Annotated in this window: 27 protein-coding genes; 19 read left to right on the top strand and 8 right to left on the bottom strand. The window is 45.7% G+C overall.

Going from position 1 to position 25,893, the window contains the following annotated elements:
- Positions 1-30: 30 nt before the first annotated feature.
- Positions 31-1,146, bottom strand: coding sequence for a glycerol dehydrogenase (locus tag Q4Q49_RS06195; protein ID WP_261272085.1), 1,116 nt, complete (start codon positions 1,144-1,146; stop codon positions 31-33).
- Between the two features lie 471 nt (positions 1,147-1,617).
- On the opposite strand from Q4Q49_RS06195, the gene Q4Q49_RS06190 reads away from it, so the two are divergent.
- The 5 genes from Q4Q49_RS06190 (at position 1,618) to Q4Q49_RS06170 (ending at position 6,137) form a co-directional block, all read left to right on the top strand.
- Complete coding sequence (locus Q4Q49_RS06190) at positions 1,618-2,136, top strand: ATP-binding protein (RefSeq protein ID WP_311998901.1); 519 nt, start codon at positions 1,618-1,620, stop codon at positions 2,134-2,136.
- A 98-nt stretch (positions 2,137-2,234) separates the two neighbouring features.
- On the top strand, positions 2,235-2,630 hold the full coding sequence (locus Q4Q49_RS06185) for a GNAT family N-acetyltransferase (protein ID WP_006085872.1): 396 nt from the start codon (positions 2,235-2,237) through the stop codon (positions 2,628-2,630).
- Between the two features lie 170 nt (positions 2,631-2,800).
- The gene (locus Q4Q49_RS06180) at positions 2,801-3,184 is read left to right on the top strand and encodes an MAPEG family protein (RefSeq protein ID WP_311998900.1); all 384 of its coding nucleotides are present in this window, start codon (positions 2,801-2,803) and stop codon (positions 3,182-3,184) included.
- 489 nt (positions 3,185-3,673) lie between these two features.
- Positions 3,674-4,018, top strand: a complete 345-nt coding sequence (locus Q4Q49_RS06175; RefSeq protein ID WP_311998899.1) for a DUF805 domain-containing protein — start codon at positions 3,674-3,676, stop codon at positions 4,016-4,018.
- Positions 4,019-4,697: 679 nt separating this feature from the next.
- Complete coding sequence (locus Q4Q49_RS06170) at positions 4,698-6,137, top strand: hypothetical protein (RefSeq protein WP_311998898.1); 1,440 nt, start codon at positions 4,698-4,700, stop codon at positions 6,135-6,137.
- Between the two features lie 361 nt (positions 6,138-6,498).
- Here the strand turns inward: Q4Q49_RS06170 and Q4Q49_RS06165 are convergent, their stop codons facing one another.
- The 3 genes from Q4Q49_RS06165 to pyrC form a co-directional block, all read right to left on the bottom strand.
- Positions 6,499-6,894 carry a nuclear transport factor 2 family protein gene (locus Q4Q49_RS06165; RefSeq protein ID WP_311998897.1) on the bottom strand — a complete coding sequence of 132 codons (396 nt, stop codon included), beginning with the start codon at positions 6,892-6,894 and terminating at the stop codon, positions 6,499-6,501.
- 22 nt (positions 6,895-6,916) lie between these two features.
- Complete coding sequence (locus tag Q4Q49_RS06160) at positions 6,917-7,960, bottom strand: hypothetical protein (protein ID WP_311998896.1); 1,044 nt, start codon at positions 7,958-7,960, stop codon at positions 6,917-6,919.
- Positions 7,961-8,063: 103 nt separating this feature from the next.
- Entirely contained in the window at positions 8,064-9,095 is a 1,032-nt protein-coding gene (gene pyrC / locus Q4Q49_RS06155) for a dihydroorotase (protein ID WP_012586965.1), read from the bottom strand.
- Positions 9,096-9,470: 375 nt separating this feature from the next.
- On the opposite strand from pyrC, the gene Q4Q49_RS06150 reads away from it, so the two are divergent.
- The 10 genes from Q4Q49_RS06150 (at position 9,471) to Q4Q49_RS06105 (ending at position 19,846) form a co-directional block, all read left to right on the top strand.
- Entirely contained in the window at positions 9,471-10,733 is a 1,263-nt protein-coding gene (locus tag Q4Q49_RS06150) for an efflux RND transporter periplasmic adaptor subunit (RefSeq protein WP_259512195.1), read from the top strand.
- A 109-nt stretch (positions 10,734-10,842) separates the two neighbouring features.
- Entirely contained in the window at positions 10,843-11,106 is a 264-nt protein-coding gene (locus Q4Q49_RS06145) for a hypothetical protein (protein ID WP_311905130.1), read from the top strand.
- Positions 11,107-11,183: 77 nt separating this feature from the next.
- A complete protein-coding gene (locus tag Q4Q49_RS06140) occupies positions 11,184-11,924 on the top strand; it encodes an ABC transporter ATP-binding protein (RefSeq protein ID WP_311998895.1) in 741 nt (246 codons plus the stop codon).
- 11 nt (positions 11,925-11,935) lie between these two features.
- Positions 11,936-13,246, top strand: a complete 1,311-nt coding sequence (locus tag Q4Q49_RS06135; RefSeq protein ID WP_311998894.1) for an ABC transporter permease — start codon at positions 11,936-11,938, stop codon at positions 13,244-13,246.
- Between the two features lie 10 nt (positions 13,247-13,256).
- The gene (locus Q4Q49_RS06130; RefSeq protein ID WP_006085859.1) at positions 13,257-14,456 is read left to right on the top strand and encodes an FtsX-like permease family protein; all 1,200 of its coding nucleotides are present in this window, start codon (positions 13,257-13,259) and stop codon (positions 14,454-14,456) included.
- A gap of 123 nt (positions 14,457-14,579) precedes the next feature.
- Positions 14,580-16,091 carry a sigma-54 dependent transcriptional regulator gene (locus Q4Q49_RS06125; RefSeq protein WP_311998893.1) on the top strand — a complete coding sequence of 504 codons (1,512 nt, stop codon included), beginning with the start codon at positions 14,580-14,582 and terminating at the stop codon, positions 16,089-16,091.
- A gap of 148 nt (positions 16,092-16,239) precedes the next feature.
- On the top strand, positions 16,240-17,928 hold the full coding sequence (locus tag Q4Q49_RS06120; protein WP_311998892.1) for an ATP-binding protein: 1,689 nt from the start codon (positions 16,240-16,242) through the stop codon (positions 17,926-17,928).
- 295 nt (positions 17,929-18,223) lie between these two features.
- Entirely contained in the window at positions 18,224-18,634 is a 411-nt protein-coding gene (locus tag Q4Q49_RS06115; protein WP_012088448.1) for a curli production assembly/transport protein CsgE, read from the top strand.
- Between the two features lie 10 nt (positions 18,635-18,644).
- Entirely contained in the window at positions 18,645-19,040 is a 396-nt protein-coding gene (locus tag Q4Q49_RS06110) for a curli assembly protein CsgF (protein ID WP_105251643.1), read from the top strand.
- Entirely contained in the window at positions 19,040-19,846 is an 807-nt protein-coding gene (locus tag Q4Q49_RS06105; RefSeq protein ID WP_106649656.1) for a CsgG/HfaB family protein, read from the top strand. The genes Q4Q49_RS06110 and Q4Q49_RS06105 overlap by 1 nt, the downstream gene beginning before the upstream one ends.
- A gap of 170 nt (positions 19,847-20,016) precedes the next feature.
- Here Q4Q49_RS06105 and Q4Q49_RS06100 read toward each other — a convergent pair whose 3' ends face one another.
- Together Q4Q49_RS06100 and Q4Q49_RS06095 are read right to left on the bottom strand one after the other, a co-directional pair.
- Positions 20,017-20,622 carry a TetR/AcrR family transcriptional regulator gene (locus tag Q4Q49_RS06100; protein WP_311998891.1) on the bottom strand — a complete coding sequence of 202 codons (606 nt, stop codon included), beginning with the start codon at positions 20,620-20,622 and terminating at the stop codon, positions 20,017-20,019.
- A gap of 17 nt (positions 20,623-20,639) precedes the next feature.
- A complete protein-coding gene (locus tag Q4Q49_RS06095; protein ID WP_311998890.1) occupies positions 20,640-22,064 on the bottom strand; it encodes a coniferyl aldehyde dehydrogenase in 1,425 nt (474 codons plus the stop codon).
- A gap of 226 nt (positions 22,065-22,290) precedes the next feature.
- Here Q4Q49_RS06095 and Q4Q49_RS06090 point away from each other — a divergent pair, with 226 nt between their 5' ends.
- From Q4Q49_RS06090 to Q4Q49_RS06080, 3 genes are all read left to right on the top strand, one after another.
- On the top strand, positions 22,291-22,674 hold the full coding sequence (locus Q4Q49_RS06090) for an STAS/SEC14 domain-containing protein (protein WP_063883744.1): 384 nt from the start codon (positions 22,291-22,293) through the stop codon (positions 22,672-22,674).
- Positions 22,675-22,715: 41 nt separating this feature from the next.
- A complete protein-coding gene (locus Q4Q49_RS06085) occupies positions 22,716-23,147 on the top strand; it encodes a universal stress protein (RefSeq protein ID WP_063883743.1) in 432 nt (143 codons plus the stop codon).
- Between the two features lie 177 nt (positions 23,148-23,324).
- On the top strand, positions 23,325-23,762 hold the full coding sequence (locus tag Q4Q49_RS06080; RefSeq protein WP_106649657.1) for a universal stress protein: 438 nt from the start codon (positions 23,325-23,327) through the stop codon (positions 23,760-23,762).
- A gap of 16 nt (positions 23,763-23,778) precedes the next feature.
- Here the strand turns inward: Q4Q49_RS06080 and Q4Q49_RS06075 are convergent, their stop codons facing one another.
- Both Q4Q49_RS06075 and Q4Q49_RS06070 read right to left on the bottom strand, forming a co-directional pair.
- Positions 23,779-24,636: a transporter substrate-binding domain-containing protein gene (locus Q4Q49_RS06075; protein ID WP_311998889.1), complete on the bottom strand. Its 858-nt coding sequence runs from the start codon at positions 24,634-24,636 to the stop codon at positions 23,779-23,781.
- A 141-nt stretch (positions 24,637-24,777) separates the two neighbouring features.
- Positions 24,778-25,329 (bottom strand): DUF924 family protein, encoded by a 552-nt coding sequence (locus Q4Q49_RS06070; RefSeq protein ID WP_311998888.1) that lies wholly within the window; start codon positions 25,327-25,329, stop codon positions 24,778-24,780.
- A gap of 206 nt (positions 25,330-25,535) precedes the next feature.
- Between Q4Q49_RS06070 and Q4Q49_RS06065 the strand changes: the two genes are divergently transcribed.
- Positions 25,536-25,871, top strand: a complete 336-nt coding sequence (locus tag Q4Q49_RS06065) for a winged helix-turn-helix domain-containing protein (RefSeq protein ID WP_311998887.1) — start codon at positions 25,536-25,538, stop codon at positions 25,869-25,871.
- The last annotated feature ends 22 nt before the right edge of the window (positions 25,872-25,893 follow it).

Below are 25,893 nucleotides of genomic sequence, written 5' to 3'. Positions count from 1 at the left end.
GCGGTGAGGCAAGGGAGTTATTGATGAGCTTTAAACCGCAAGCTTTTTATAGCGTTCAGCCATTGCATTGGCGGCAATCATGGCTTGATAGACATCGTCGGCAGTTAACTGCATCGGCATATTGCCCATAGTGTCGCCCTCTGCGCAGGCAATCTCAGCCACTTTGCGCCACTCTGCTTCGACAAAGGTTTTTAGCCCCAAATCGGCGAGCGTGAGCGGCAGTCCCGCGGTTTTGATGATGTGAATGACGTTATCGATTTCGGCTTTGGGGGCATTTTCGAGTACTAGCTGGGTGAGTAAGCCAAATACCACTTTCTCGCCGTGCTGGGCTTTATGTAGGTCAGCTACCGCCGACATACCATTGTTCACAGCATGGGCTGCGGCTAATCCGCCCGCTTCGGCCCCGACACCACTGAGATAAATCGTCGCTTCAATGGTTTGCTCAAGTGCGGGAGTGACTATCTTGTTTCTCACCGCATCCATAGCGGCTTCAACATTTTCAGTCAGTAGTTGATAGCAAAGCTGCGCTAATCCCAGCCCTGTGCGGGAAGGTTTTTTCAATACGAGATTGACGCCATCGGATTGATAACAGGCGCGGGCTTCAAAGTAAGTGGCCAGTGCATCGCCTATGCCTGCTGCAAAAAATCGGGCGGGAGCCGCAGCGATAATGGCTGTGTCGGCCACAACAGCATCAGGATTTTGTGGCAGAAACAGATAGCGCTCAAACTCACCGGTTTCGGAATAGATCACGGCAAGTGCCGTACATGGCGCATCGGTTGAAGCAATGGTTGGGTAGAGCACCACTGGCCGTTTTTGATAGAAGGCGACGGCTTTGGCGGCATCTAAGGTTTTACCCCCGCCAACTCCAACAATTACATTGGTATGATGCTGCTCTGCCAGTGCACCTAAGCGCTTTATCTCGGCTTCGCTGCACTCATAGTTGAATTTTTCGAGATGGCTGCTGATCCCATTTTGATCCAGCCCTGCGACCGCTTCATTCTCAACTCGGTTGAGGATAAATTCATCGCAGATGATAAAAGCATTGTCACCAAAGTCCTTAACATAATCATGCATTTGAGCTAATAAGCCCTTGCCGATAATGAATTTTTTAGGGGAAGTGACGGTACGCGGAACTACAGTGCTCATAGAGCCTCCTTTGCACTTATGACGGTTATCCTTTCATGCTTACCCTAGCATACGCTTAATTTATCGTCACAGCATGAGTGGTGGTAATATTTTTATTATGCAGCGTAAATTACTACTTTAGTGCTTAATTATTAGATTAAATGTGTGGTTTATTATTTTATTAGTCGAGTTAAATACTTGGGGCTTTCTGGTTTAAGGCAGCGGCGAGGACTCAGAGAGCGAGGCGAACTCAGTTGGTGAAGAGATGTAATATCTCAAAAAAAGCTAACGGTGGAATGTGCGAATAACGGTAAACGTCTGCTGTCTAAACACAGCATAGTCATTAATGTAATGGGAATTTATTACCTCAAACCCGCCCTAAGCCTTGCTCGCTGTTCATGCTTTATGTGATGCTCTCTACTGTCGTTAATTTGTGTCCTCGCTAGATGCAATCGTTAGCTGAGATAAAAGATAAGTAATCAAGGAGTGAAGATGACAGAGCAAAATGCGTTAGGGCAAGAGGTCAGTAAAGGCACATTAATATTCCTCTGTGGCAAAATGGGCGCAGGTAAATCCACCTTATCGCGACAACTCGCCGAGGCCGAAAACCGCATTTTAATCTCGGAAGATGAATGGCTGGCGGCGCTGTATGCCGATGAAATTAACGATTTTGATACTTACCTGAAGTATTCCGCTCGTCTTAAGCCCTTGCTTAAAAAGCATGTGCAGGAACTGCTCTGTTCGGGTGTATCTGTGGTGATGGACTTTCCCGCGAATACGGTGAATCAACGCCTGTGGTTTCGAAGCATTTTTACCGATTGCGGCGCCGCCCATAAGTTGATGCATCTGAATCACAGTGATGCGCTTTGTTTGAGCCAACTCGATAAACGCAGACAAAGTCACCCTGAGCGCGCTATGTTCGATACCGAGGCGATGTTCTGGCATGTGAGCGGTTATTTTCAGCCGCCGACTCTGGATGAAGGCTTTGATCTTGAGGTGATTGAGAGCTAAGTGATTGAAAAATTGATTGAAAGCCAAGCGATTGAAAGCTTAGTGACTGAAGCTTAGTTACAGAAGCAAGTGACAGAATAAAAACAATAGGGAATATCATGTATCAAGTGCTTGAAGACGTTGCCTCAGCTAATGATTTTATCCGTTTACGGCAGATTTCGGGATTAAGTCCTCGGCCATTGGCGGGCGCTATTAAGGCCTTACCTAGGAGTTTATATGGCGTGCAGATAAAGCTTGCCGATCAAACTGTGGGTATGGGGCGTGTGGTTGGCGACGGCGCGCTGAACTTTGAAATTGTCGATATCGCGGTCGATCCCGAGCACCAAGGCAAAGGCTTAGGACGGCTGATTATGCAGCACATTATGGCCTATCTTGACCGTGAGGCTTTTGAAGGCGCCTATATTACCCTGATGGCCGATGTGCCTGAACTCTATGAAAAGTTTGGCTTTAAATTCAGCCGCCCCGCAAGTGAAGGCATGTATATAGTGAAATAACACCGCTAACCCATACACTTTTATAGAGTTCACGTAGCAGCACTCGTAACAGGACTCGTCGCTGTAGAGCTTAAATAGCAGTACTCGCAGTCGCAGAGCTAAAACAGCAGAACTAAAACAGTAGAGCTTGAATAACAGAACTCGAACAACAATCTAAGGAAGCTTAACCTATGAATACTTTATTTATTTGCCTATTTGTCGCCATGTTATTGCCGTATCTGGCGAAAGGCCCCGTCGCTTGGGCGATGGCCAAGGCGGGCGGTTATGACAATAATCATCCCCGCGCCCAGCAAGCACAGCTAACCGGTTTTGGTGCTCGCGCCTTGGCAGGGCATCAAAATGCCTTCGAGTCCTTGTTAGTGTTTGGTCTGGCGGTATTAGTGGTTATCGCGACGGGTAAAGTAAACCCCACCACTGAGTGGTTGGCAATTACCCATGTCGCCGCCCGCTTTGTGTATCACATCCTATACCTTGCCAATAAAGGCACCCTACGATCCCTCTCATGGTTTGTCGCTATCTTCAGCGCCTTCGGGATTTTCTTTCAAGCTTTTTAACGATTGATATTAAAGGCTCTGGGCGAGTTTTTTAATATTTTCCCGCAGCTCATCGGGCGTATGAGCTGCATAACCCAGTAAGATCGCTTGCCTTGGATAGGGCACTTGGCAATACCGAGACAAAGGCTGAGTATCGCTCCATTGTTTGGCATGTAACAAAGCATAGCATCAGATTCTGATGGTTACTCATCACTGAGTAGCCAGTCGCATAATCATATTCCTTGTGTTGGCAAAGCTAAGTCAAGTGAGAATTAGGCTTAATAACAAGTTTCATCCAAATTAACTATGGCAAATTGTGTAGATTACTGTTATTGGCTTTGAAGTTAAGTCATTTTTAAATCATTAACTGTTAACTTGTGAGTGTGGCACTCTGGAGTTTAATTCGGGTATAATATTTTTGAACTCAGCTTATTACGCCATTATCGGTTGTAATAGTTGTGCTCTTCTAATTGTGCTATATCAAATTATATTGATGGAATAGGATTGATAATGGATTATTTTATTGAAGGTTTAAAAAAGTTCGCAGATTTTAGTGGCCGTGCTAGACGTAAGCAATATTGGATGTTTGGCCTTATTTATCTGCTGCTTTATTTTGCTGTTGCTGCAATTGATTATGTATTAGGTACTCAGCTTTTTGCTCTGATTTTCTCTCTTGCTTTACTTATTCCTAGCATCAGTATTGCGACTCGCAGGCTGCATGATACTGGGCGATCTGGTTGGTGGCAGTTGATCGCTTTGATCCCGATCATTGGTATCATAGTGTTGTTGATTTTTTTAGTACAAGATAGTCATGCAGATAATGAATATGGACCGAATCCTAAGGCGTTAGTTTAGGATAGACGTTAAATTATCATGTGGCATTACTACCGTATTATTGAAGTAAGCGGCAGTAAGTTATCATAGTCACTAAAAATAATAGTCACTGAAAATAGTTACTGAATACTGAAAAATAGCCTCAGAATCGTCGTTACTGACACTTCTGAGGCTATTTTTATGTAGAGTAATTAATCATTTCACTACTTCATTGATTGGAAGTGTTGATGGTCGGGTCAGCATCATGCTGCAAGTCTGAATTTAGACGATATCTAGGTAGCAGCATCGACTCATATTTATATCTAGCACGCAAAAAATTATGGTACTAGCCGAGCATATTAGTCAGAGTGCTACCCGAGTGTCATCAATCCGCTGAAATCCGTGTGATTTATGCATCACACCTAGAAACCTCAGCCAAACTCCGCTCCAGCGTTGCCTATTTTGAATAGGCTTCCCCACTGTTTTGTTGGGATGCTAACTTAATCTTTCGTGTGTTTGTAAATATTGGGGAACTTTAATTCCGTATATCCATTAAGCATTATCATTCCTGTGACACGCCGCCTTTGGTTTCACAAGACATATCCCAGAGGGCTCTACGGAGGCATGTCGCCAGCGGTCACTTCCATGCAAGTGCTTAATCTCGTTAATTCCTGAGTACACCTGTAGCCAAATTTAGCAATGGGTATCTAGGTAAAGCTCCTTGGTAAATTTTTATCAAAGCAAAAATAGTTATGGGTATCCTGACTTTTGTCTTTTTATCTATAGTAGGGAAAGTCCTAATAATTGGGTTAAAGTATTTGCTGGTAATAATTCTGAGTTTGAAGGTTTGACAATGAGTAGAGTAAATAACACATTTTTAGGTGCAGAACCATCATGGGCAAATGCTTGTGTTGGCGAGAATGGAAATCCAACTTATGTTCAGTATGCAATGGGTTTTTCACAAGCCGCAAACCTTCTTATAGACCAAGTTTTAAACGATGACATTAAATATGCTGTAGACGATTTTATTTATCCAGTCTGCTTTAATATGCGGCATTCAGTTGAGCTCCGTTTAAAAGGGGCTATATCTGAATTACAAAAACTTGGAGAAGTTGCTAGGATACGATTGGAGTTTGACCTAATAGGTTCTCACGATATAGGTAGAATATGGGAGTTCTTTCAAACTCAATCGGAAAAATTCGATTCACGTTACGAGGCTTTAAACCAAAAAATAGCTCCGACTATCCTCGATATAGCAGCAATAGATGCGACAGGTCAAACATTTCGCTATCCAGTAAGCACAGAAAGTCAGAAGCACCTTGCTGATGTTGGCGTTATCAGCTTTTTTGTTTTGAAAGAAAGGTTTAACACTCTCGAATCACATCTAGATACATTGCATAAGTTGAACGAGTTTCTAGTCATGGAGTATAAAAATAGATCATTTACCAAACATTTATCTCGGGTGCAGTTATTTAAAATAGCAAAAGAACTACCAGCTATTGATGAGTGGTCAGCAGAACACTTTTCTGTTGTAAGACAATCGTTAAAAGATAAATTTGGCATATCATCTCGGGAACTTAGTGATGCGATAAACATTATTAAAGGGAATTATGAGTTAGCCCCTTTGATTGGTGTTACCGTCAATTTACATGGCATAAGTAAAGACAATTTATTTTCATTTATTACTCATTGGCTTTCGTTGCATGTAGATGCAAAAGATAAAACAATAGCTGGCACAACTATCTCATCATCGGACGCTCTTGGTGTCTTTGAGCATATGGTTAGAAGTAGTGAAATAAAATCCAATATTTGGGAAGATGTTTCCAAATGGCTGACTGTTGAAAAGTTGGCAGGTTTTCAAGCATTGTTTTATTTTGCTCGTGATTTAGACTTTTCAGAGCAATATACCAATACGTATGAATATCTATTACTCGAAGCAATAGCTGCACAGCGACAACCTACATCTTTCCGACAAAACTTCATGCACTTACTGGATAAAACTAATTGTTTTAGTCATATGCTTCAATCCTTATACTTCTTAAAATATGATGAATTGGCTAAACAGCTTATTAAGCATTTTGATTGGAATGGTGTTTTTGAGTGGCAGGAACGAGCAGAAACAAGGGAGATGTTTGTACTTCCATTATATAGCCAGTATTAGGTTGTAGTGGTTTAAGTAAATTTAGTTTATCTATATGGGGATAAAAATCACTCTTTTCAGATAAGCAGCTAACACCTTAGCTACAGGAATACGCTAATTCCCTGCGAAGTTGCTGAAGGGCGTTGAAGGAAATAGCGTGACGCAGACAGGACGTCTGCGTAGCTTTCGGGGGGAAGGGACGCCCCATCGGAAGCGTTAGCGATTTTCGAATAAGCACGAAGCCAGTATCCAATGCATGTAACTTCGCTAGGGACGCCGGGGGATTTCCAAAAGGGGAATAGGCGCTTTTTCCCTTTTGGTCGGGTGTGGGGTGAAGCCCCACGACGTTGGTCAAGCGGAGCTTGATTATCAACCAACCCAATCAGTTGGTTGCAAAACTCCACATGGTTTGAATCAACCCATCATTAATCTCAAACACCACCATTACCTCAAAGGGTTGATCCCTAATCCCGCTGATGCGTTCGTGATCGACGACTTTATTGCCCACCACCATACGGCTGACTATTTCGGCATGTAAGTTGGGCAGGTTAAAGCGTTCATTCTGATAGAAGTCACTAAAAGCGGCTTTACCTTGGATGGCGGGCGCTGTTGCGGGTGGACGATAGATGCACACATCATCACTAAACTGGGCGACAAAAGTAGCGAGATCGCGCTGGTTGTAGGCTTCAAGCTGAGCTTGAACCAGCGCTTCGGGTGAGCTTTCTATTGCTTTGGCTTTAGTTCTGGCACTTGCACCGATGCCTGTGGTTTCCGTCATATTCACTATCCTAATGTTTTTATTACAACAACTTAAGCTGTGTTTGTCCCCATTGGGTGGCGAAAGGCATCGCCTCCTGCGGACTCAGGACAAACTCCTGTTCGCATCCATCGCCGCGGGGTGTTTCCCAGAATTTGATGGTCTTTGCCTCAAGGGTGAGCTGATAATATCCCGAGCCGTCTGATGAAGGACATTCTGGATCTAACTCTTTACCTGCAAACAATTTTTCCCTTAATGCTTGGGGCAAAGGATGGCTCATACCATCGAGCATGCTTTGCGGTTTGGTATCGGCGAGAAACCACTGCCACGGGTGGAAAGTTTTGCCATCGCTAAGGGAGAAACTGACAAACTCTTGATTGATACCATTAGCGCCATAACCTGCGGCCCAGCGATATAGGCGCACACTGAGCCAATGCTGATTAATAAAAATCGGCTCGGCAAAGGTTTCGTCAGTCACAAAACTGCCCATTTGTGCCAGCATTCTGCGGCGGGTGTCAAAGGTTTGTGCTAGTTGGGCTTCATCGGTGAGCTTATGTTCAAGCCATTGATTAATCGCCAAGATCCCCGTTTGTGGGCCTTTAAATTCGATCCCTACTTCTGTACCGAACGTCAGCGGGCGATACTCAATATTTTCATAGGGTTGCCATTTCCCTCGGCTGAGTTTTGGCGTGGTTTCTAGTGGCAGGTTATAGGCATCGGCGCCGCAATCTTCTACATCATCTGGGCTGATTGCTCGCTCAAGTTCTACGGGGAACGATTTACCCGCGCTATCTTTAAACCAATGGCCGCTCAGTTTTTGTGGCGTGGCAGTATCAAACTGCCAGTTTCCCGTGTTGCCTTCTTCTTTCCACAGTTCATCTTGCTGCTCGAGCCTTATCGGCGTTAAGTAGCGTTGATAGTAATAACTGCCTGTTCCATATTGATTAAAGCAGACGCTGACTTTGCTTTTGCCTAATTGTCCCTGCCAGATCCCCGTCAGTTCATTGGCCGCAAAGGAATGTAATGGGAGCGTAGAAGCAAGCAACAGGCTTGAGGATAAAACCGAGAACAACATCCTTGTTTGCATACATATTTTCTCTTAAAAGGTAATAAGTTGGATTGAAAATCAAAATGAACCTAGGGTGTAAAAAAGGTCGCCCGTAGGCGACCTGATGTTAAAGACTTAAGGCTTACTCAACTTGCCAATCAATGGCTTCGCCTGCACGAATCGGCACTACGTTAGTGTCGCCCAGCGGGTAAGTTGCAGGGACATCCCATGATTTTTTAACAAGCGTGATCGTGTCGGCATTACGTGGCAGATTGTAAAAATCGGGGCCATTGAAGCTTGCAAATGCTTCGAGTTTATCTAGCGCATTCACCGATTCGAAGGCTTCGGCATACAGCTCAATTGCGGCATGGGCCGTGTACGAACCCGCGCAGCCACAGGCGGCTTCTTTCTTATCTTTAGCGTGGGGCGCCGAATCTGTGCCTAAGAAGAACTTCTTGCTACCGCTTGCTGCAGCGGCCAATAACGCCTGCTGGTGGGTATTGCGTTTTAAAATCGGTAGGCAGTAAAAATGTGGGCGAATACCGCCAGCCAGCATGTGGTTGCGGTTATACAGCAAATGGTGGGCTGTAATAGTCGCGGCCACATTATCAGAGGCTTGGGTGACAAAATCGACCGCATCTTTAGTGGTGATATGTTCAAGCACGATTTTAAGTTCTGGGAAATCGGCAACGATTTTGCTGAGGATATTTTCGATAAAGACGCGCTCGCGGTCGAAAATATCAATCGATGAATCCGTGACTTCACCGTGCACTAAAAACAGCATGCCGACTTCTTGCATGGCTTCGAGGGCGGGGTAGATGTTCTTCAAATCGGTTACGCCGGAATCCGAGTTGGTCGTCGCGCCCGCAGGGTAGAGTTTCGCGGCGACAATTTTACCCGAAGCTTTGGCTTTGCGGATTTCATCTGGGCTGGTTTTGTCAGTTAAATACAACACCATCAAAGGTTCGAACTGTGAGCCCGCTGGCACCTGCGCTTTAATGCGGTCGTAATAAGTCAGTGCGGTTTCGGTATCGATAGCGGGGGGCACTAAGTTTGGCATCACGATGGCGCGGCCCATATAGCGGCTGATGTCGCGCACGGTATCTTTAAGCTGGGCGCCGTCTCTTAAATGAATATGCCAGTCGTCTGGGCGAGTGATTGTTATTGTGGTCATAGGGTTTGGTCTTTTGATCGTTTTTGCTGCGAGGGTGGCAGGATCTTATGTGGCAAGGATTTTACTGTAAAGGGAAACTCGGTCGTTTCGGCCAATAAATCTGTTAGGACATGTAATTGAAGCGCTTAGCCGCATGGCTCGCGCTATGTCACTGTTTTTAGCATCGGACACTTTTGATTAATCTACAGCGGACACTTTTCGATTTAAACCCCAGTGTCCGCGGACACTTTTATCAATAAACCAAGGTTAACGTTATGAATAATATGTGTTTACTGATTTGGCATAGGCTTTGCTATCTCTATGGTATAGATTTCCAATAGTGTCCGTTGATTGCGCTCCGGCACTGATAATTCCGACAGGGAAGCGAGTAAAGCCATGATTAAAGATACTAGCGGCCAAGATACTGTACTTGTGCCATCGACCACTAAACGTCTTAAGTTACCTCTGTTGATCGGCGGTTGCGCCTTATTGGTCAGCGCCTTAGTGTGGGCGAGCTTGGGCGCAGATAACGTGAGCAAATCCTTAAGCCGCAGCGACATCACTACCGCAAAACTCTTTGTTGGAACCTTAACCCGCGATGTTGCGACCACAGGTAAAATTGTGGCGGCGAATGCGCCTATTTTGTATAGCACTGAGGAAGGCACAGTCACTCTGCTGAGTAATCCTGGCGATAGCGTTAATAAAGGCGATGTGGTTGCCAAGCTTGATAGCCCAAGATTAACCAATCAGCTAGAGCAGGCTAAATCGATTTTGGCAGGAATGCAGAGTGCTTTAGAGCGTGCCAAGTTGGACGCGAGACGCGATCAACTGCAAGTAAATCAAACCTTAGACATGGCCGCGGTGGATTTAGAAGCCGCAGACAGGGAGCGCCGCCGGGGTGAGTTATTAATTACAAATAAGCTGATCAGTGAAATCGATTACGAGAAAGGTAAGGACGATTTACACAAGGCTAAGCTTAAATTTGCCCATGCCGAGCAGGAAGTGGCGCTAACAAAAGACACGCTCACCTTCGAAATTAAAAATAAAGCCTTAGAGGTCGAGCGCCAAACCCTTGCCGTGCATGAACTCGAACGCCAAGTTGAAGCCTTGAATATCAGAGCGCCCGTGGGCGGCATTATCGGCAACTGGATCACAGAGCAGAAAACCCGCCTTAGCGCTAACCAACCGATTCTAACCGTTGTGGACTTAAGTGCCTATGAGGCCGAACTTGCGGTGCCAGAGTCTTACGCCGACGATTTAGGTTTGGGCATGGAAGTTGAGCTGAGTTTCGGCAGCGTGAAGTTAATGGGCAAGTTATCGTCCATCTCCCCCGAAGTGCGTAACCGTGAAGTGACCGCAAGGGTGCAGTTCGTTCAAGATAACAGCTTGAAACTGCGTCAGAACCAACGTATCTCTGCCCGAGTTTTACTGGAGCACAGACCCGATGTACTAATGGTAAAACGCGGCGCCTTTATGACTAGCGGTGGTGGCAATGAGGCTTACCAAATTGAAGGCGATTTAGCCAGCCGCCGCGAGATAAAACTCGGCAGTACCAGCATGAGCCAAGTCGAAGTGCTCGAAGGCGGTAAAGCCGGAGATGAGTGGGTGATATCCAGCGTCGAACCTTTTAATCAAGCAGAACAGGTCAGGATTCATTGATGACCGATATTCGTAAATTACTAAATAACCAATCTGATGAATATAACGGCGCAGCGATCAAGGTGAATGACGAAACCTGCTGCGACATGGACAAGAATAGGAGCCGAATATGCGTGATGAACAATTTGATTTCAGTGTGTTGATGTCATCAAAAATGTTTGGCGTGTTGGCCTTACTGCTGCTGGTGGTCGCGGTGGAGTTGAGTATCGGTGAAGCCAATAGCTGGTTTTTCCTTGGACTGAATATCTTGGAATGGACCAATCCATTGGAGGAGGTTCGCCAAGTGGGTGAGGTTTCACTCGAAAGTGCCGACCTTATATTGGGCGTTTTTGTGTGGCTTGTAGAATCTGTCGTTAAGCCATTTTTCGGCTGATGACGCTGCCATGCATCACGTCGTTTAGATGCAGCGTCAGGGCGTAAAATTGATTTGATTATTTTAAGGAAATTAACATGTTATCAATGAAGAGTGTGAGCAAGGTTTTTAAAACGGATTTAGTGGAAACCCACGCCCTGCGCGATTTTAACCTCGAAGTGAATGAAGGCGAGTTTGTTGCGGTAACGGGTCCTTCTGGCTCAGGTAAAACCACGTTTTTAAATATCGCGGGTTTGCTTGAAGGTTTTACCCACGGTGATTATTTTCTCGATGGCATCAACGTGTCTAACCTGAGCGATAACAAGAGCGCCGCCATTCGTAACGAGAAAATCGGCTTTATCTTCCAAGGTTTTAACTTAATTCCCGACCTTAACTTGGCTGAGAATATTGAAGTGCCGCTGCGCTACCGTGGTTTTAATGCCAAGGAACGCCAACGCCGCGTACAACAAGCATTAGAACAAGTGGGTTTAGCCTCACGACTCAAGCATTTTCCCACTCAGCTTTCGGGCGGACAGCAACAAAGGGTGGCGATTGCCCGCGCATTAGCCGGTGAACCGCGTTTTCTGCTCGCCGATGAACCAACAGGTAACCTCGACAGCTTAATGGCGCGCCAAGTGATGGAATTACTTGAAAATATCAATCAAGCGGGCACGACCATTATCATGGTGACGCACGACCCTGAACTCGCTCGCCGTGCCCAGCGCAATATTCAAATCGTCGATGGTCAAGTGTGTGATTTTACTATGTATCAGCCCCATGGCAGTGTGAAAACTGCAGCTTCGCACCCATTAGATAAACTTGTCGCCAACGCTGACTAAGGATACGCATTATGTTTTTTTATTATGTTGATTTAGCCTGGCGCAGCATTAAGAAAACCCCAGTGCTGTCGCTGTTGATGGTGTTGGCGATTTCGATAGGTATTGGCATCACAATCACCACGTTAAACGTCTACAAGATGATGTCGTTTAATCCTGCGGGTGAACGCTCAGATGAGTTAAATGCGGTACAGCTTTGGAGCCAAGGTCCCGATTCTTGGGATGAGCTTAACTCGTTAGTGACTTATCAAGATGCGATGAATTTGCGCAACAATACCTTACCTAAACGCCAAGCGGCGATGTTTCGCACTGGGATGGCGCTGCAAACTGAGGATGTCAATTTCGCGCCTATTTTAGAAAGTATTCGGGTGACAGATAGCGACTTTTTTAAGCTGTTTGACGTGCCATTTTTGTACGGCAATGTGTGGGATAAATCCGTAGACACTGAACCTGCTTATCAAGTGGTGATTAACGATAAACTCAATCAAAAGCTGTTTGCGGGCCAAAACAGTGTCGGCAAGGTTATCTATCTTAATCGTAAACCTTATCAAATAGTGGGGGTGATTAAAGCCTGGGACCCTAAGCCTAAATATTATGATCCCACTAACGGTGCTTTTAACGACACTGAACAAATTTTTGTGCCGTTTTCGCTGACACCTATCGAAGAGTTTGATGTATGGGGTAACACCTCGGGTTGGAAGTTTGAGACGATGAATAGTTACAGCGATCGCCTTAACTCTGAAAAAGTGTGGCTGCTGTATTGGGTTGAGTTACCCAATAAAGATGCAGTAACCAGTTACCGTTCTTGGCTCAGTAATTATGTGGCGGAGCAAAAAGCATTGGGCCGCTTTACCGATAAAAAATCTGCCGCTGACTCAGTCAAAGTCTCCGATGTCGCGACTTGGCTTGAATACAATAATGTGGTGCCTGAAGACAATAAAATCTTGGTTGGCTTGAGCGCACTATTTTTAAGTGTTTGTTTAGTCAATATATTAGGTTTAATGCTCACTAAGTTCCTCAAGCGAGCGCCTGAAGTTGGGGTACGCCGCGCAATCGGTGCTAGCCGTGCCCAAATCTTCGCTCAATATATGGTGGAAGTAGGCATGATAGGTTTATTAGGCGGCTTACTGGGACTCGCTTGGGCTTACGCGTCACTTTACGGCTTATCGGCACAGTTTGAGGTCTCGAAGGGGTTAACCCATTTATCGGCGAGTATGTGGATTATCACTCCTAGTATTGCGGTAGGCACAGCCTTGTTGGCTGGCTTGTATCCCGCGTGGGTCGTGTGCCGGACTAAACCTAGCGTTTATCTGAAAAGCCAGTAAGGGACTTATTATGTTACATATTAAACCTATTCTCAGCAGTTTGTTGCGCAGTAAAAGCGGTCCTGTCTTACTGCTTATTCAGATTATTTTGTCTGTGGCAATTGTGGCGAACGCGAGCTTTATTATTCAAGAGCGTTTAGCCCTGATGCAGCGCGTTTCGGGAGTCGAAGAGTCTGAAGTCTTGACCTTTAGCTTGTTCAACTTCGATCCATTGATCGATAAAACCGCGCAAAACAAAATTGATCAGCAAATTTTACGTGGGCTACCCAATGTGATTGATGCGACCTCAACCAATATGTTGCCATTAAGCGGTGGCGGCTGGTCGAGCACCTTCAATCTGGGGCCCGATCCGGATAGCGCTAAATCGACACCGCAATTTGCCATGTACTTAGGGACAGATCACACCCTTGAGACCTTAGGCCTTAAGCTGATTGAAGGGCGTAACTTTTACCCCCATGAACTTAAGGACAATCTCGATAGCCCGAGCCGATTAGCGATCATCTCCAGCGCGTTAGCGAAAGCGATTTGGCCTGATGAATCACCACTTGGCAAAGTGTTGTACGAGGGTAAAGATGCACAGATCACTGTGATAGGGGTTGTCGATAAACTGCAAGGCGCGTGGATTGACAGTTCTAGCCTTGAAAACAGTGTGATTCAAAATGTGGATTATGGCAGCAGTTCTTACATGGTTCGGGCCAAACCTGAGTTTCACGCCGAGCTTAAAGATGCGATAAAAAAAGCGTTGCTGGCCGAGAATCCTAACCGAGTTCTCGATGGCTTTAAGTCAATCGAGGCGTTAAAAGATAGCTCATACCGCGATCATAAATTGATGATTACCGTGTTGATCATGATGGTAGTGTTGCTGCTGCTGATCACCTCGCTCGGTTTAACCGGTATGGTGATGTTTAATATCCAGCGCCGCACTAAGCAGATAGGTACCCGCCGTGCACTGGGGGCGAAAAAGCGCGACATTGTCAGTTACTTCCTCGTAGAAAATTATTTGATTTGCTTAGCGGGAGGCGTGTTGGGTGGCTTGTTAGCGATACAGTTAGGGCAGCAGTTAATGAAAATCTATAGCTTGCCTATGTTGGACTTAAGTTATCCATTATTTACTGTGGCAGGCTTGTTTATTGTCACCACGCTAGCGGTTTACCTACCAGCGCGTAAGGCGGCAAATATTTCGCCAGCAACGGCAACCCGCAGCGTATAGCGAAATATTTGATGTCACTCAAGGTACGATAAAAGCCCAATAAAAGTGCGATAACAATAGGATGTTATTGCACTTTTTGTTACTTTACGGTTAATAGTTTTATATAGGACAACACTCATACTTATGGATACTATCCTCATCGTCGACGACAATCACGCCATCTGCCAAGCCCTAGGTTTGATGCTAGAGCTTAATGATTATCGGGTGCTGACTTGCCATAGTCCGGAGGACGCCCTTGGGTTATTGGCGACGCAAGATGTGGATTTAGTGATCCAAGATATGAACTTTACCCGAGATACCACCTCGGGCGAGGAAGGCAAGCAGCTGTTCTACGCCCTGCGTGAACGCCAAGGGGATCTACCGATCATTTTGATGACGGCGTGGACCCAACTCGAAACCGCCGTTGAATTAGTCAAAGCGGGCGCGGCCGATTACATGGGTAAACCTTGGGATGACGCTAAGGTGCTCAATAGCATTACCAATTTGATCGCACTTTATAAACTCTCCCGTGCTAACCATCGTCTCGAGCGGGTGAATCATCAACGCCAAGTGGCGATCGCCGATGCGGACCTCTGTGGGATTGTCTTTGGTAGCGGCGCGATGCAGCGTTGCATTGATTTAGCCTTGCAACTGGCACGCTCCGATGTGTCGGTCCTCATCACTGGCCCTAATGGTGCGGGTAAAGACAAGCTTGCCGATATTCTCCATGCTAATTCTCCCTTAAAAAACAAGCCTTTTATCAAGGTCAATGTCGGCGCTTTGCCGATGGATTTATTAGAGGCAGAGTTGTTTGGTGCCGAGGCAGGGGCTTTTACGGGCGCGACTAAAGCGCGTATTGGTCGCTTTGAAGCGGCCGACGGTGGCACACTGTTTTTAGATGAAATCGGTAACTTGCCCTTATCTGGCCAAGTAAAACTGCTGCGCGTGCTGCAAACCGGTGAATTTGAACGCTTAGGTAGCCATAAAACCCAAAAAGTGAAAGTGCGGGTGATCAGTGCGACCAATGCGGATCTGGCCCAAGATATTGCCGAAGGGCGTTTTCGCGAGGATTTGTTTTACCGCTTAAATGTTATCGAACTGGCGCTATCGCCGCTGAATCAACGCACCGATGATATTTTGCCTTTAGTGCAGCATTTTATCGGTAGCGAGTTTAGCTTGAGTAAACCGGCATTGCAGGCGTTATTGCACCATCGCTGGCCGGGTAATGTGCGTGAACTTGAAAATGCCTGTAAGCGAGCGGTATTGTTGGCGCAAAGCCGTGTTCTGACTGAAACTGACTTTGGTTTAGCACCTGTCGTGAGTGCCGTAAGAGCTGCTACTTCCCATATTTCGGCAGCTTCTGAGCCTCAACGCTTTGATCAGCGACAATCTGATCCGCGCATCTTTGAACAGCGACAATCTGATCCTCAGCCAGCTTATGCGTCTGATTCTATTCCCGCTAATGTCACTTTTGCTGATAACTCTGACCGCGGTCAAGCACTGTCTGCCAATGAGGCGATAGAAGTGAGTCGAGAAGATATCGAAGCGGCGCTAAAACAGCACCATGGCGTGATTGCTCGGGTCGCCAAAGCGCTTGGGCTCAGTCGTCAGGCGCTGTATCGGCGCATGGATAAGTTTGGTTTAGATAAGTCATAGGCCAAGTGCAGATGCTAGTTCGTAGCTTTTAGACAGCAGCTTCTAGGCAACAGCTACTAGGGCATAGATACTAAGTCTCAGATACTAGGTCACAGATTCTAAGCTTCAGCTTCTAGGCGAGAGAAAGGCAATCGATTAAGGAATGTCAGTGTTAATCCGAACTAAAATTATCATTTATTCAATGGTTTGCTGCGCATTTGGCGTCTTGCTTAGTTTTGCCTTGGTGAAATATATCTCACCTGAAACTTCGGCTGTCGCCACATCTAAGGCAATCGAAATCCCCGATGTGAATGTACAACTCGACTTTGCTGATCTGGAAAAAACCACTGCTGCCATTGAGCTTGCCCTTAAAAATACTGAACAATTGCAGCTAGCGGCAGCCATGCAAGCGCGCCAGAGGACCGAGCAGATTAAGGCTGAACTGCAAAAACTTGAACAACTTAAGCAAGAACAGTTACAAATAAAACTCTTCAAGTTAGAACAACTTAAAGAAGGGCAGTTTAATTTCAGCGCCCATATTGCAGAGCCTTTACGTGTAGAACCGCTCTCGATTTTACCGCCCAAAGCCCCAGCATCCCCTGTGGCACCCACTGAAATAGCAGAGATCGAGCGAGTCTCGAGTTTAACCTTAGGTGAAGCTTTACTGGTGTTATTGCTCGCTTGTGGCGCGTGTGGCCTAAGTGTCGCTTGGTTAACACGGCATCTGGGTCGTAGCTTGGATTCCCTTGAAATAGGTCTGCTGAACTTTAGCGATAATGATTTTAGTGTGAGTATTCCAGAACATGGTGAAGGTCAGCTACAAACCTTGGCCCAGTTATTTAATTATTCTGCGGCAAAATTACGCCAAGAAAGGCAATACATTTACCAGCGAGAGTTGTTGCTGGATAAGGTGATCCAAAGCTCTCCCAACGTGATGCTATTGCTCGACGACCATCAGCGACTCATTTACGCCAACGATGCGGCGCGTCACCTATTCCATAAAAAGGGCAAAATGGAAGGCATGAGCCTAGATGAATTGCTGCTGGACTTGCCTGAGGTATTGGCCTTGGCGCTTAAACATGAAAAGAACGGCCTCTTTGCCATGGGCGAAGATGATGTGGAAACTTGGTATCTGAGTCGCGGCCAATTTTTATTGAATAACCAACAACATAACTTGATATTGCTCAAGCAGATGACCCGTGAGCTTAATCGTCAAGAGGTGGCAGTGTGGAAGAAAGTGATCCGCATTATTAGCCATGAACTCAATAACTCAGTGGCGCCCATCGCCTCTATGGTTAACTCGGGGCGTTTACTGACTAAAGATCTGGATAATCCAAAACTTAAGCTGATTTTCGATACCATAGAGAATCGCACCAGTCATCTGAGCCAGTTTATCTTCAACTATGCCCGCTTTGCTAAGTTGCCGCTCCCGCAGCGGCGTCAGGTGAATTGGGCACAATTTACGACTCAGTTAACCCAGCATTATCCCTTTAAACTTACGCATGATTTGCCTGAAAACGATGGCTATTTCGATCAAGGACAGTTGGAGCAAGTGCTTCTCAACTTGCTAAAAAATGCCCATGAATCGGGTTCAAACCCTGAGGATGTCACCCTGTCGATTCGGCAACAAACCTTAGTGGATGGTGTGGGTTTTAGTATTGTTATCGAGGATCGCGGTACTGGCATGTCAGGCGAAGTTTTAGAGCAAGCGTTGTTGCCGTTTTACTCGACTAAACAATCGGGTACAGGGCTTGGTTTACCTCTGTGCCGTGAAATTATTGAAGCCCATGATGGCAGTATTAGTATGCACAATCGCAGTGACGGTGGCCTGTTGGTTCGACTATGGTTACCACAATAATGCTCGCGTTTTGAATAAACACCGCAATGCGACCCTAGGGTCGCATTTTTATTGCCTCTTGCTCCGTTCGTTTACCCTATGACTCTTGCCTTAACCGCCTCTTAGCGTATTAGCCAAATGGGCTATTTTTGCCATTTTACCTTAGCTCTTCGGGCTAATTTGCCCCCTCGCATAATGACGGGAGATCTTTAACCCTGTTAACCTGCTTTATCGAAAATTGACGCTAAAACTCCCGTTGTTAAAACGGAGGTTAGCGGCGGTTTTAAGGTTCGATTAAAAGGTAAAGGAGGGATAAGTGAAACAGTTAAAACAGCGTCTGCTTACTTACGTTTTATGTCCATTCCTGCTGCTGGCTTCCCCTATCACTCTTGCCGACAACGACATTGAAATTAGTGGCTTAGTGATAGATAGAACCTTGACTCGGTTTGGTAAGGATTTTGGCTTCTACTACTCAAGCTATTGGCGCGAGCTGCCCTTTACTCAAGGCTTTAACGTGACCTTGTATGAGACAGTGTTTCCGCAGGCGGGGACGGTTTTAAGCTTAGAAGTCAACGGAACACGGATTTACACCACCCATTTTGGTCGTCGTGCAAATCCGGTTAAAGAGAGTGCAGAGCAGGCGATTTTGATCACGATTGATTATTTAGCGCAAGTCAGAGCCAATGCAATAACAGGTGATTTTTCAGGAACATCGGACGATTTTTAGGATATTAATAATGACATACAGGACGTTACTTGCCCTTGTCACGCTATGTGTGGCAAGCAGTGGCCAAGCCACTGAATTGATCTATACGCCAGTGAACCCCAGCTTTGGCGGCAATCCACAAAATGGGGCTTTCTTATTAAATAAAGCCCAGGCGCAGAATGATAATAAGTCCAACTCATCCGAGAAGGACTTTATTACTCGCTTTAAAGAATCCCTAGAGCGCAATCTTATCAATTCTATTACCCGAGGGATTGCTGATGGTGAAATCACCGATGGTGATTATAATACTGGCGATTTTCGTATAGAAATTAACTCTATAGGAGATAAAGTTATACTGACTATCACTAATATTGCCACGAATGAAGTGACAATCATTGAAATGTCAGCGTTTGGAGGTGGCAACTAATGGCCCGTCTAGTGTTAGTGAGTTTATTACTGTTAAGCATGTCGGCCTGTAGCTTGATCCCCAAACCCGATTTGAATATCACGCCTGCCGAGGTTAACCCCTTGAGTGAAGTGATGCGTGGGCTGCAAACTCAACCAGGACCTAAGTTTCCCATTCCAGTTGCTGTGTATTCCTTTCGCGATCAAACTGGCCAATATAAACCACAGGCGAACGTGAGTTCGTTTTCGACCGCCGTGACTCAGGGCGCAACCTCTATGTTGATGCAGACCTTGCTCGATTCTAAATGGTTTACCCCAGTGGAACGTGAAGGGCTACAAAACCTGCTGACCGAGCGCAAAATTAGTAATAAACAGAGCGGTACTAAGGGCGATGAAGTGCCCGTATTATCCACCGCCAGATTGTTACTCGAAGGTGGCGTCATTAGCTATGAGACTAACACCAGCACAGGCGGTAGCGGTGTCGAATACTACGGCATTGGCGCTTCGGAAATGTATCGTGAAGATCAGGTGACCATTTATTTGCGCGCCGTCGATGTGCACACAGGTAAAGTGATGATGTCGGTTTCGACCAGCAAACGTGTTTTATCCCAAGAAATGCGCGCTGGCTTGTTCCGTTACACCAGTTTAAATCGCCTCGCTGAGGCAGAAATCGGTTTTACCACTAACGAGCCAGTACAGTTTTGCGTGTTGCAAGCCATTGAATTAGCGGTCGCTGAGCTGATTGATAAGGGCATTAAGCAAGGCTACTGGAGTCCAACTCAAGTCACCCAGCCAGTAGAGAAAGCGCAGGAATTGAGTCAGAGTTAGGCGCTAGACGTCGGAGTTAGATATCGCTGAAAGCAGGCCTCTGCTTTAACTCTTAGTCACTATATGTGTGAATACGTAAAAGAAAACCGAGCCAGTTAAACTGACTCGGTTTTGTATTGGATTAAATTCTGCTGTGGTTGGACGTTGGCAGTGTTGTGGGCTGTGTGGTGTTAGTTCGCTTGCATGGCCTTCCAAAACAGTTCAAAACTGGCATCGCGATACCTTGTATTCGTACCTAAGTGCGGGTTATCGATAAAGAATCGGGTTGCCGCCAGATATTGGCCATGGCAGTTTTCTAGCATCAGCTCCAGCGGATAGTGGGCGATTAATCCCTCTATTTGTCCTTGCTTAATCAGCTCGCTAATAAAGCCTAAGATGCTGTTCATCGCCTGATCGCGCACCTTAGTGGCAATCATGGGCGACATTGAATATTGCTGAAAAAACAGCTGTTTGACAGGGTTATCCAGCGACCAATCAATCGCACTTTGCCATAGTTGTAGGGCATTGAGCTTTAGATCGCTGCCATTATGAGTGTTCAACAGCAAGGCATCGGCAAACTCTTGTTTTATGGTAAGAAATAAAGATTCCATCAAGGCTTCCTTAGAAGGGAAATGATGGAACAAGGTGCCTGTTGCTACACCTGCTTGCTTAGCTATCGAGGCGGTGGACGTGCCATGAAATCCTTGGCTGACAAAGAGCGCTAAGGCAGTGTCGAGAATGGCTTGGCGTTTATCTGTCATGGTTTTAATGGCTTGTGTTGTTGATGGCTGATTCAAGATTTATCCCCCAATGACTAGCGCAAAAATAGCTTCATTAAGATGCGCTGGATAACAGTGCCGTAGGGCGGGTGCACAAATTTGCCTGTGTTGAATCGGCCTCGGCTAAGCACAGTTTTAGCGTGGCTGAAGGTTAAAAAACCTTCCTTGCCATGGTAATGCCCCATTCCCGACGGGCCGATTCCGCCAAAGGGCGCATCGTCGGCGGCGACATGAAACACGGTTTCGTTAATGCACACACCGCCAGAATGGGTCTGCTGGAGGATCTTTTGCTGAGTTGGCTCATCGAAACTCATCACATACAGCGCTAGCGGTCTTGCTCTGTGGTTGATGTACTGAATCGCTTCATCTAAGGTGTCGTAGCTAATAATCGGTAACAATGGGCCAAAAATTTCCTCTTGCATCAATAGCATATCTTCACTGGTGTGAGTGATTAGCTGAGTGGCGAGTTTACGATGTTGACTATCGATAGCTTCGTCTGTCGCCGAAATAACATGGGCACCCTTAGCTTTCGCGTCGTCGAGCACTGTCATCAAGCGGTCAAACTGACGGGTATTAATGATGCTGCCATAGTCTTTGTTGTGGTTTATCGCGCCGTACATGGCATTAAATTTAGTTCGGTAGGCGGCAATAAATTCATCCACTTTTGATTTTGGACATAGAACATAATCCGGTGCGACGCAGATTTGTCCGGCATTCAAACACTTACCGTAAATCATTCGTTCTACTGCTATCTCAAGCGGCATATCGGAGGCGATAATGACTGGCGATTTACCGCCCAATTCGAGTGTCACTGGGGTGAGATTATTGGCTGCGGCGCGCATCACATGGCGGCCAACTGTGGTGGAGCCGGTAAAGAGTAAATGATCAAAGGGTAGGGCTGAAAACGCTGCGGCGACATCGGCTTCACCTTCTACAACTGCCACGTGGGACTCATCGAAGACGTGTGCCAGTAGTTGTTTAATCACTTGGTTGGTCGCTGGGGTAAATTCAGACAATTTTAGCATGGCGTGATTACCCGCCGCGATGGCGGTCACTAGCGGGCCAATTGATAGCATGACGGGGAAGTTCCACGGCACTATGATGCCGATAACCCCCACAGGCTGATAATGCACAGTGACTTTGGCGGGTGCGAGCAAGAGCCCCGCATGGCGAGCGCTGGGTTTGAGCCATTTTTTTAGATTTTTCAAACTGTAATTGATGTTGTTGATGACTGGCATAATGTCTGATATCAGGCTGTCATCAATCGATCTATGGCCATAGTCTTGGCTTAAGGCTTCGACTAAAGGCGTTTTAAATTGCAGTATGGCCGCTTTAAGTCGAGTTAATTGCTCCACTCGCGTAGCGTAGTTTGGATTCGGCGCCGCTAAATAACTGCTGCGTTGGCGTTGGAGCAATTGAGTCAGTGGCGAGGCATTAAGCTGTTCGGTGGCCATATTCATAGTGGTCGCTCCAAGGGAAATGGTAGGCTGAGTCTTATTCGGTACTTTATTTAACTAATCGTCTCGATTGAGTCTTTTATTAAACTGGAACCGACTGATTAGTCGGTTCATCCTAACTTGCTTAGTGAGATGGTGCAAGTTATCTGATGTATTTTTGAGCAAGATCACGGCTTATTGAGGCGTTAGCTTTTACACTAATTCAAGGGTTGTTACATAAGGAGTATGTATGGCATTGTTAAAGCACGGAATTACGATTGGTATTGAACGCTATGGTGATGATGATTTTTTTGTTGCCTTTAAGGCCATCGGTACTTTAACTCATCAAGACTACGAAATGATGGTGCCAGTGTTGGAGTCGGCACTGGCGGGCGTAAAAGATCCTGATATCTTCGCCTTAGTGGATGTGACCGAGTTAGATGGCTTGGAATTACAGGCTGCTTGGGATGATCTGAAACTTGGGGTGAAGCATATTCGTCATTTCGAGAAAATAGCCATAGTCGGCAAAACGACTCTGCAGGAAGTGTTGGCTAAATTGGCAAACTGGTTTACGCCTGCTGAGGTCAGATTTTTTGTTGATAATGGCGACGCCGTTGCTTGGTTAAAAGACTAGTTACTCAGTAATCCATTAGCATCATAGAAGGAGTACAGATTATGCGTTCCGGTCAAATACTCTGGCCCACAGATTTTTCGGAAACTGCGGCCCATGCACTGAGTTATGCCATTGAAATGGCTAATCTATACCATGTAGGACTCAAAATTTTACATGTAGTTGAACAGCCGATCGGTGATGAAAACTTTATGATTCTATCGATCACTCCAGAAGAGTTGGCTAAGAGCATGGAGGACGCGGCCGCAATTAAGATGCAGGCGCTGTTAGCCGGGTTAAACACTGAGCTTCCTGTCACGACCTTGATCCGCCGTGGCGATCCTGTGTATCAAATTTTAGAAGAGGCCAACAGTAAAGATATTGGCATGGTGGTGATAGCGAGCCATGGCCGAACTGGGATTTCGCATTTTTTACATACTAATGTCGCAGAAGCGGTCGCTAACGGTGCGGCTTGTCCTGTGCTGGTGGTGAAATAACTGAGTTAGTAGCTTGACTCAATAAACCCGAAGGACGCTTATTGCGTCCTTTCTTTTTGATTGATAAAGAATATTTAATTGAAATGGGTACGCAAGAAGCATAGCTAACTACTATAAATTAGTGGTATTTTGGCTTTAATAGATAGCCTGATTAAAACTCAAATGATGGATAAGCTTATGCGTACTCAAGAAGTGTTATGCCCTACGGATTTTTCATCCACCGCAGCCCATGCGCTCAAATATGCGGTTGAAATGGCTAATCTTTATCATGTTGATATTCGATTGTTGCATGTGACAAGTCCTGCCCGTGGCGCCCATTGCTATGGTATTGCGGTTGATATTCCCGCCACATTGGAAAATGAGCTGCAAGCTTTTGTCGATGCAAAAATGCAAAGCATACAGCAGGAAATGCAACAAGGCCTCACCGAGGGGCTCAATATCAAGCTCGTGGTGCGTCATGGTGATGCGATTGACGAGATTTTAGCGGAAGCCGTCGATGTAGGTATGGTGGTGATTGCTAGTCATGGTAGCAGCGGCTTAGCGGATTTTTTAAAGCCACATGTCACACAAGATATTGTTAAGTATGCTAAGTGCCCTGTGCTGGTGGTGAAATAAAGCGCTTAGATAAGACTTAGTAAGAATCGTTTTTAATGATTTTAGGTTCTTTTAATTTGGTCGACGCCTCAGCTTCAGTCTCGAAGGACATCAGGCGTCGATACTTTTCCTGCAAGGCCACTAAGCTACCATCTTGGGTAATTTGTTTGAGTCCCACATTAAAATCATCCCGAATTTGTTCACTGAGAAAGGCAAACTTGTATTCTGTTGGTGGAAATATTTTGTGGCAAATGGCCTGTTGTTTTAAATCTTTCTCAGTGAGTTTTCCCTCAAGGTAAGCCTGCTTTAAGTAATATTTGAAGATGTTTTTATCCATCACTACGACATCGGCCCTGTGTTTCATCAGCATATAAACCTGCTGCACTTGCCTTGCTTGTTCTTGGTAGCCGCTATTAGCCTTAGCCATTTTGGCAAATTCTTCCCCCAATAACGATGATGCACGCTGAAAGGAAACGACTTGCTTGTTATTTAAGTCGTCTATGTTGTTGATAGTAAAATTATTATCTTCTAGGCTAATAGCGCAGTTTTGGTAGGTTATCGCAACATTGGAGTAAAAGACGTTGTCGAGCATGCCATCTTTAATGTTGATGATACCATCGAGTTTACCTTCCCTGAGTTCATGGAATGTACGCGCCAGTGGTAAGTATTGGATAGAAGCGGTATGGCCTTTAACAGCGAGGGCTTGGTTTAGTAATTCGAGTTCGATTCCGCTATTGGTTTCTTGGATAACATAAGGTGGAATAGACAGGCTGACACCTATCGTAATTTCTGCCGCTTGGCAAAGCTGAGCGCCGCATAAGGTGAGAAACCCCATCAATTTAAAGCGGTTACAACGAGCCACTGAGCTATTTGGCTTATTTAGATTTTGCGTCATAAGTTACCAATACCTCCGCGGTACACACGTACAGCTGTGTTTGTTACTCGCCAGTCTTTCCATGACTCTATTGAGTAAGTGTAGTGTGTCTGTGAACTCAGCACGGTTTTATTTATTCAAATACGCTAAACAATGGGCGAATTAAAAAGATGAGCCAGGTTCGCGCAGAAAGGCGATTTCCTCTGCTGTCGATTCTCTGCCTAAGATGGCGTTCCTATGTGGATAGCGGCCAAATCTGTCGATAATTGCCTTATGTTGCAGTTCAAATGTTAAGTTGGCTACCGCCGCTTCACGATTAAACAGTTTAACTGCAACTTGATGGATCATTGCCGACTCGCTGTGCATATAGGGCATAAAGAGAAAGGGGACTTGTTTAGGTTTGATTGCTAAATCAACCTGTTGGGCAACAGCTTCTTGAGCGAGCACTAAAGCGATGGCATCGGCTTCGAAAGCGGCAGGCGTATCTCGGTAAATATTACGGGAGAATTGGTCGAGCACTATGATCTCCGCTAATCGGCCTTGGGGCGTGACTCGCCAATGGGAAAGCTCTCCACGCTTAGCTTGGACTAATACATCCCCGAAGCGTTGGTTGATTAGTGCATCAAATTCAACATCTTTAATCCACCAAAGCTTTGGCTCAATTTCTTCAAACCAAAATGTCAGTACTTGTTCGGCTGTGATTGTCTGGCTCATTTTAGCGTCCCTTCATAGGTGATGAGTGCTGTTAGAAATAACAGTTGTTGGGGGATAATGACAAGTTGTTTTGCTTGATTTAGGAGAGATAGGTTAGCAGAAAAACTGATCATCTTTCGTAAGTATTTAGTGCTGGCTATTGCCTTATTGCCTGAATATAAAGTAGTTTTGATGATAATTACTTCAGTCTCTAGGCAGGTCTTTCTATGTCATCTTCAATGCCGGTATCGCAACAAGTTACGAAGCAGCATAAGGCGTTTTTGCGTAAGCTTTATTTAGCGCATCTGATGGATGATGACCGCCATAATCTATTATCACTCAATAAGTTAACTGGAATGCCGCGCCGCACCTTACAGGATGCCATCACCGCATTTGAGGATATAGGTATTCGAGTCGAGTTTGTCCAGGAAGGCAGTCGTAACAATGCAGGTTATTACCGCATAGTGACATGGGGCCCAATCAGTAGTGCATGGGTTGATACCCATCTCACTGAAATCGCCGATCTGATTGGTGTTGCTGAGAGTGGCGAAACGGCAGCATGAAGCGGTAAGTTCTGAGTTCGGC

It is taken from the genome of Shewanella sp. SP1S1-7 (assembly GCF_031932105.1).
Taxonomy (GTDB): Bacteria; Pseudomonadota; Gammaproteobacteria; order Enterobacterales; family Shewanellaceae; genus Shewanella; species Shewanella baltica.
Note: the sequence above shows the minus strand (reverse complement) of the source record. Positions and strands in the feature narration are given on the sequence as shown.

Excerpts from the sequence above, each read along its gene's own strand:
- Q4Q49_RS06195 (WP_261272085.1), bottom strand. The coding sequence starts at position 1,146 with ATGAGCACTGTAGTTCCGCGTACCGTCACTTCCCCTAAAAAATTCATT.
- Q4Q49_RS06190 (WP_311998901.1), top strand. The coding sequence starts at position 1,618 with ATGACAGAGCAAAATGCGTTAGGGCAAGAGGTCAGTAAAGGCACATTA.
- Q4Q49_RS06185 (WP_006085872.1), top strand. The coding sequence starts at position 2,235 with ATGTATCAAGTGCTTGAAGACGTTGCCTCAGCTAATGATTTTATCCGT.
- Q4Q49_RS06180 (WP_311998900.1), top strand. The coding sequence starts at position 2,801 with ATGAATACTTTATTTATTTGCCTATTTGTCGCCATGTTATTGCCGTAT.
- Q4Q49_RS06175 (WP_311998899.1), top strand. The coding sequence starts at position 3,674 with ATGGATTATTTTATTGAAGGTTTAAAAAAGTTCGCAGATTTTAGTGGC.
- Q4Q49_RS06165 (WP_311998897.1), bottom strand. The coding sequence starts at position 6,894 with ATGACGGAAACCACAGGCATCGGTGCAAGTGCCAGAACTAAAGCCAAA.
- Q4Q49_RS06160 (WP_311998896.1), bottom strand. The coding sequence starts at position 7,960 with ATGCAAACAAGGATGTTGTTCTCGGTTTTATCCTCAAGCCTGTTGCTT.
- pyrC (WP_012586965.1), bottom strand. The coding sequence starts at position 9,095 with ATGACCACAATAACAATCACTCGCCCAGACGACTGGCATATTCATTTA.
- Q4Q49_RS06150 (WP_259512195.1), top strand. The coding sequence starts at position 9,471 with ATGATTAAAGATACTAGCGGCCAAGATACTGTACTTGTGCCATCGACC.
- Q4Q49_RS06145 (WP_311905130.1), top strand. The coding sequence starts at position 10,843 with ATGCGTGATGAACAATTTGATTTCAGTGTGTTGATGTCATCAAAAATG.
- Q4Q49_RS06140 (WP_311998895.1), top strand. The coding sequence starts at position 11,184 with ATGTTATCAATGAAGAGTGTGAGCAAGGTTTTTAAAACGGATTTAGTG.
- Q4Q49_RS06135 (WP_311998894.1), top strand. The coding sequence starts at position 11,936 with ATGTTTTTTTATTATGTTGATTTAGCCTGGCGCAGCATTAAGAAAACC.
- Q4Q49_RS06130 (WP_006085859.1), top strand. The coding sequence starts at position 13,257 with ATGTTACATATTAAACCTATTCTCAGCAGTTTGTTGCGCAGTAAAAGC.
- Q4Q49_RS06125 (WP_311998893.1), top strand. The coding sequence starts at position 14,580 with ATGGATACTATCCTCATCGTCGACGACAATCACGCCATCTGCCAAGCC.
- Q4Q49_RS06110 (WP_105251643.1), top strand. The coding sequence starts at position 18,645 with ATGACATACAGGACGTTACTTGCCCTTGTCACGCTATGTGTGGCAAGC.
- Q4Q49_RS06105 (WP_106649656.1), top strand. The coding sequence starts at position 19,040 with ATGGCCCGTCTAGTGTTAGTGAGTTTATTACTGTTAAGCATGTCGGCC.
- Q4Q49_RS06095 (WP_311998890.1), bottom strand. The coding sequence starts at position 22,064 with ATGAATATGGCCACCGAACAGCTTAATGCCTCGCCACTGACTCAATTG.
- Q4Q49_RS06090 (WP_063883744.1), top strand. The coding sequence starts at position 22,291 with ATGGCATTGTTAAAGCACGGAATTACGATTGGTATTGAACGCTATGGT.
- Q4Q49_RS06085 (WP_063883743.1), top strand. The coding sequence starts at position 22,716 with ATGCGTTCCGGTCAAATACTCTGGCCCACAGATTTTTCGGAAACTGCG.
- Q4Q49_RS06080 (WP_106649657.1), top strand. The coding sequence starts at position 23,325 with ATGCGTACTCAAGAAGTGTTATGCCCTACGGATTTTTCATCCACCGCA.
- Q4Q49_RS06075 (WP_311998889.1), bottom strand. The coding sequence starts at position 24,636 with ATGACGCAAAATCTAAATAAGCCAAATAGCTCAGTGGCTCGTTGTAAC.
- Q4Q49_RS06070 (WP_311998888.1), bottom strand. The coding sequence starts at position 25,329 with ATGAGCCAGACAATCACAGCCGAACAAGTACTGACATTTTGGTTTGAA.
- Q4Q49_RS06065 (WP_311998887.1), top strand. The coding sequence starts at position 25,536 with ATGTCATCTTCAATGCCGGTATCGCAACAAGTTACGAAGCAGCATAAG.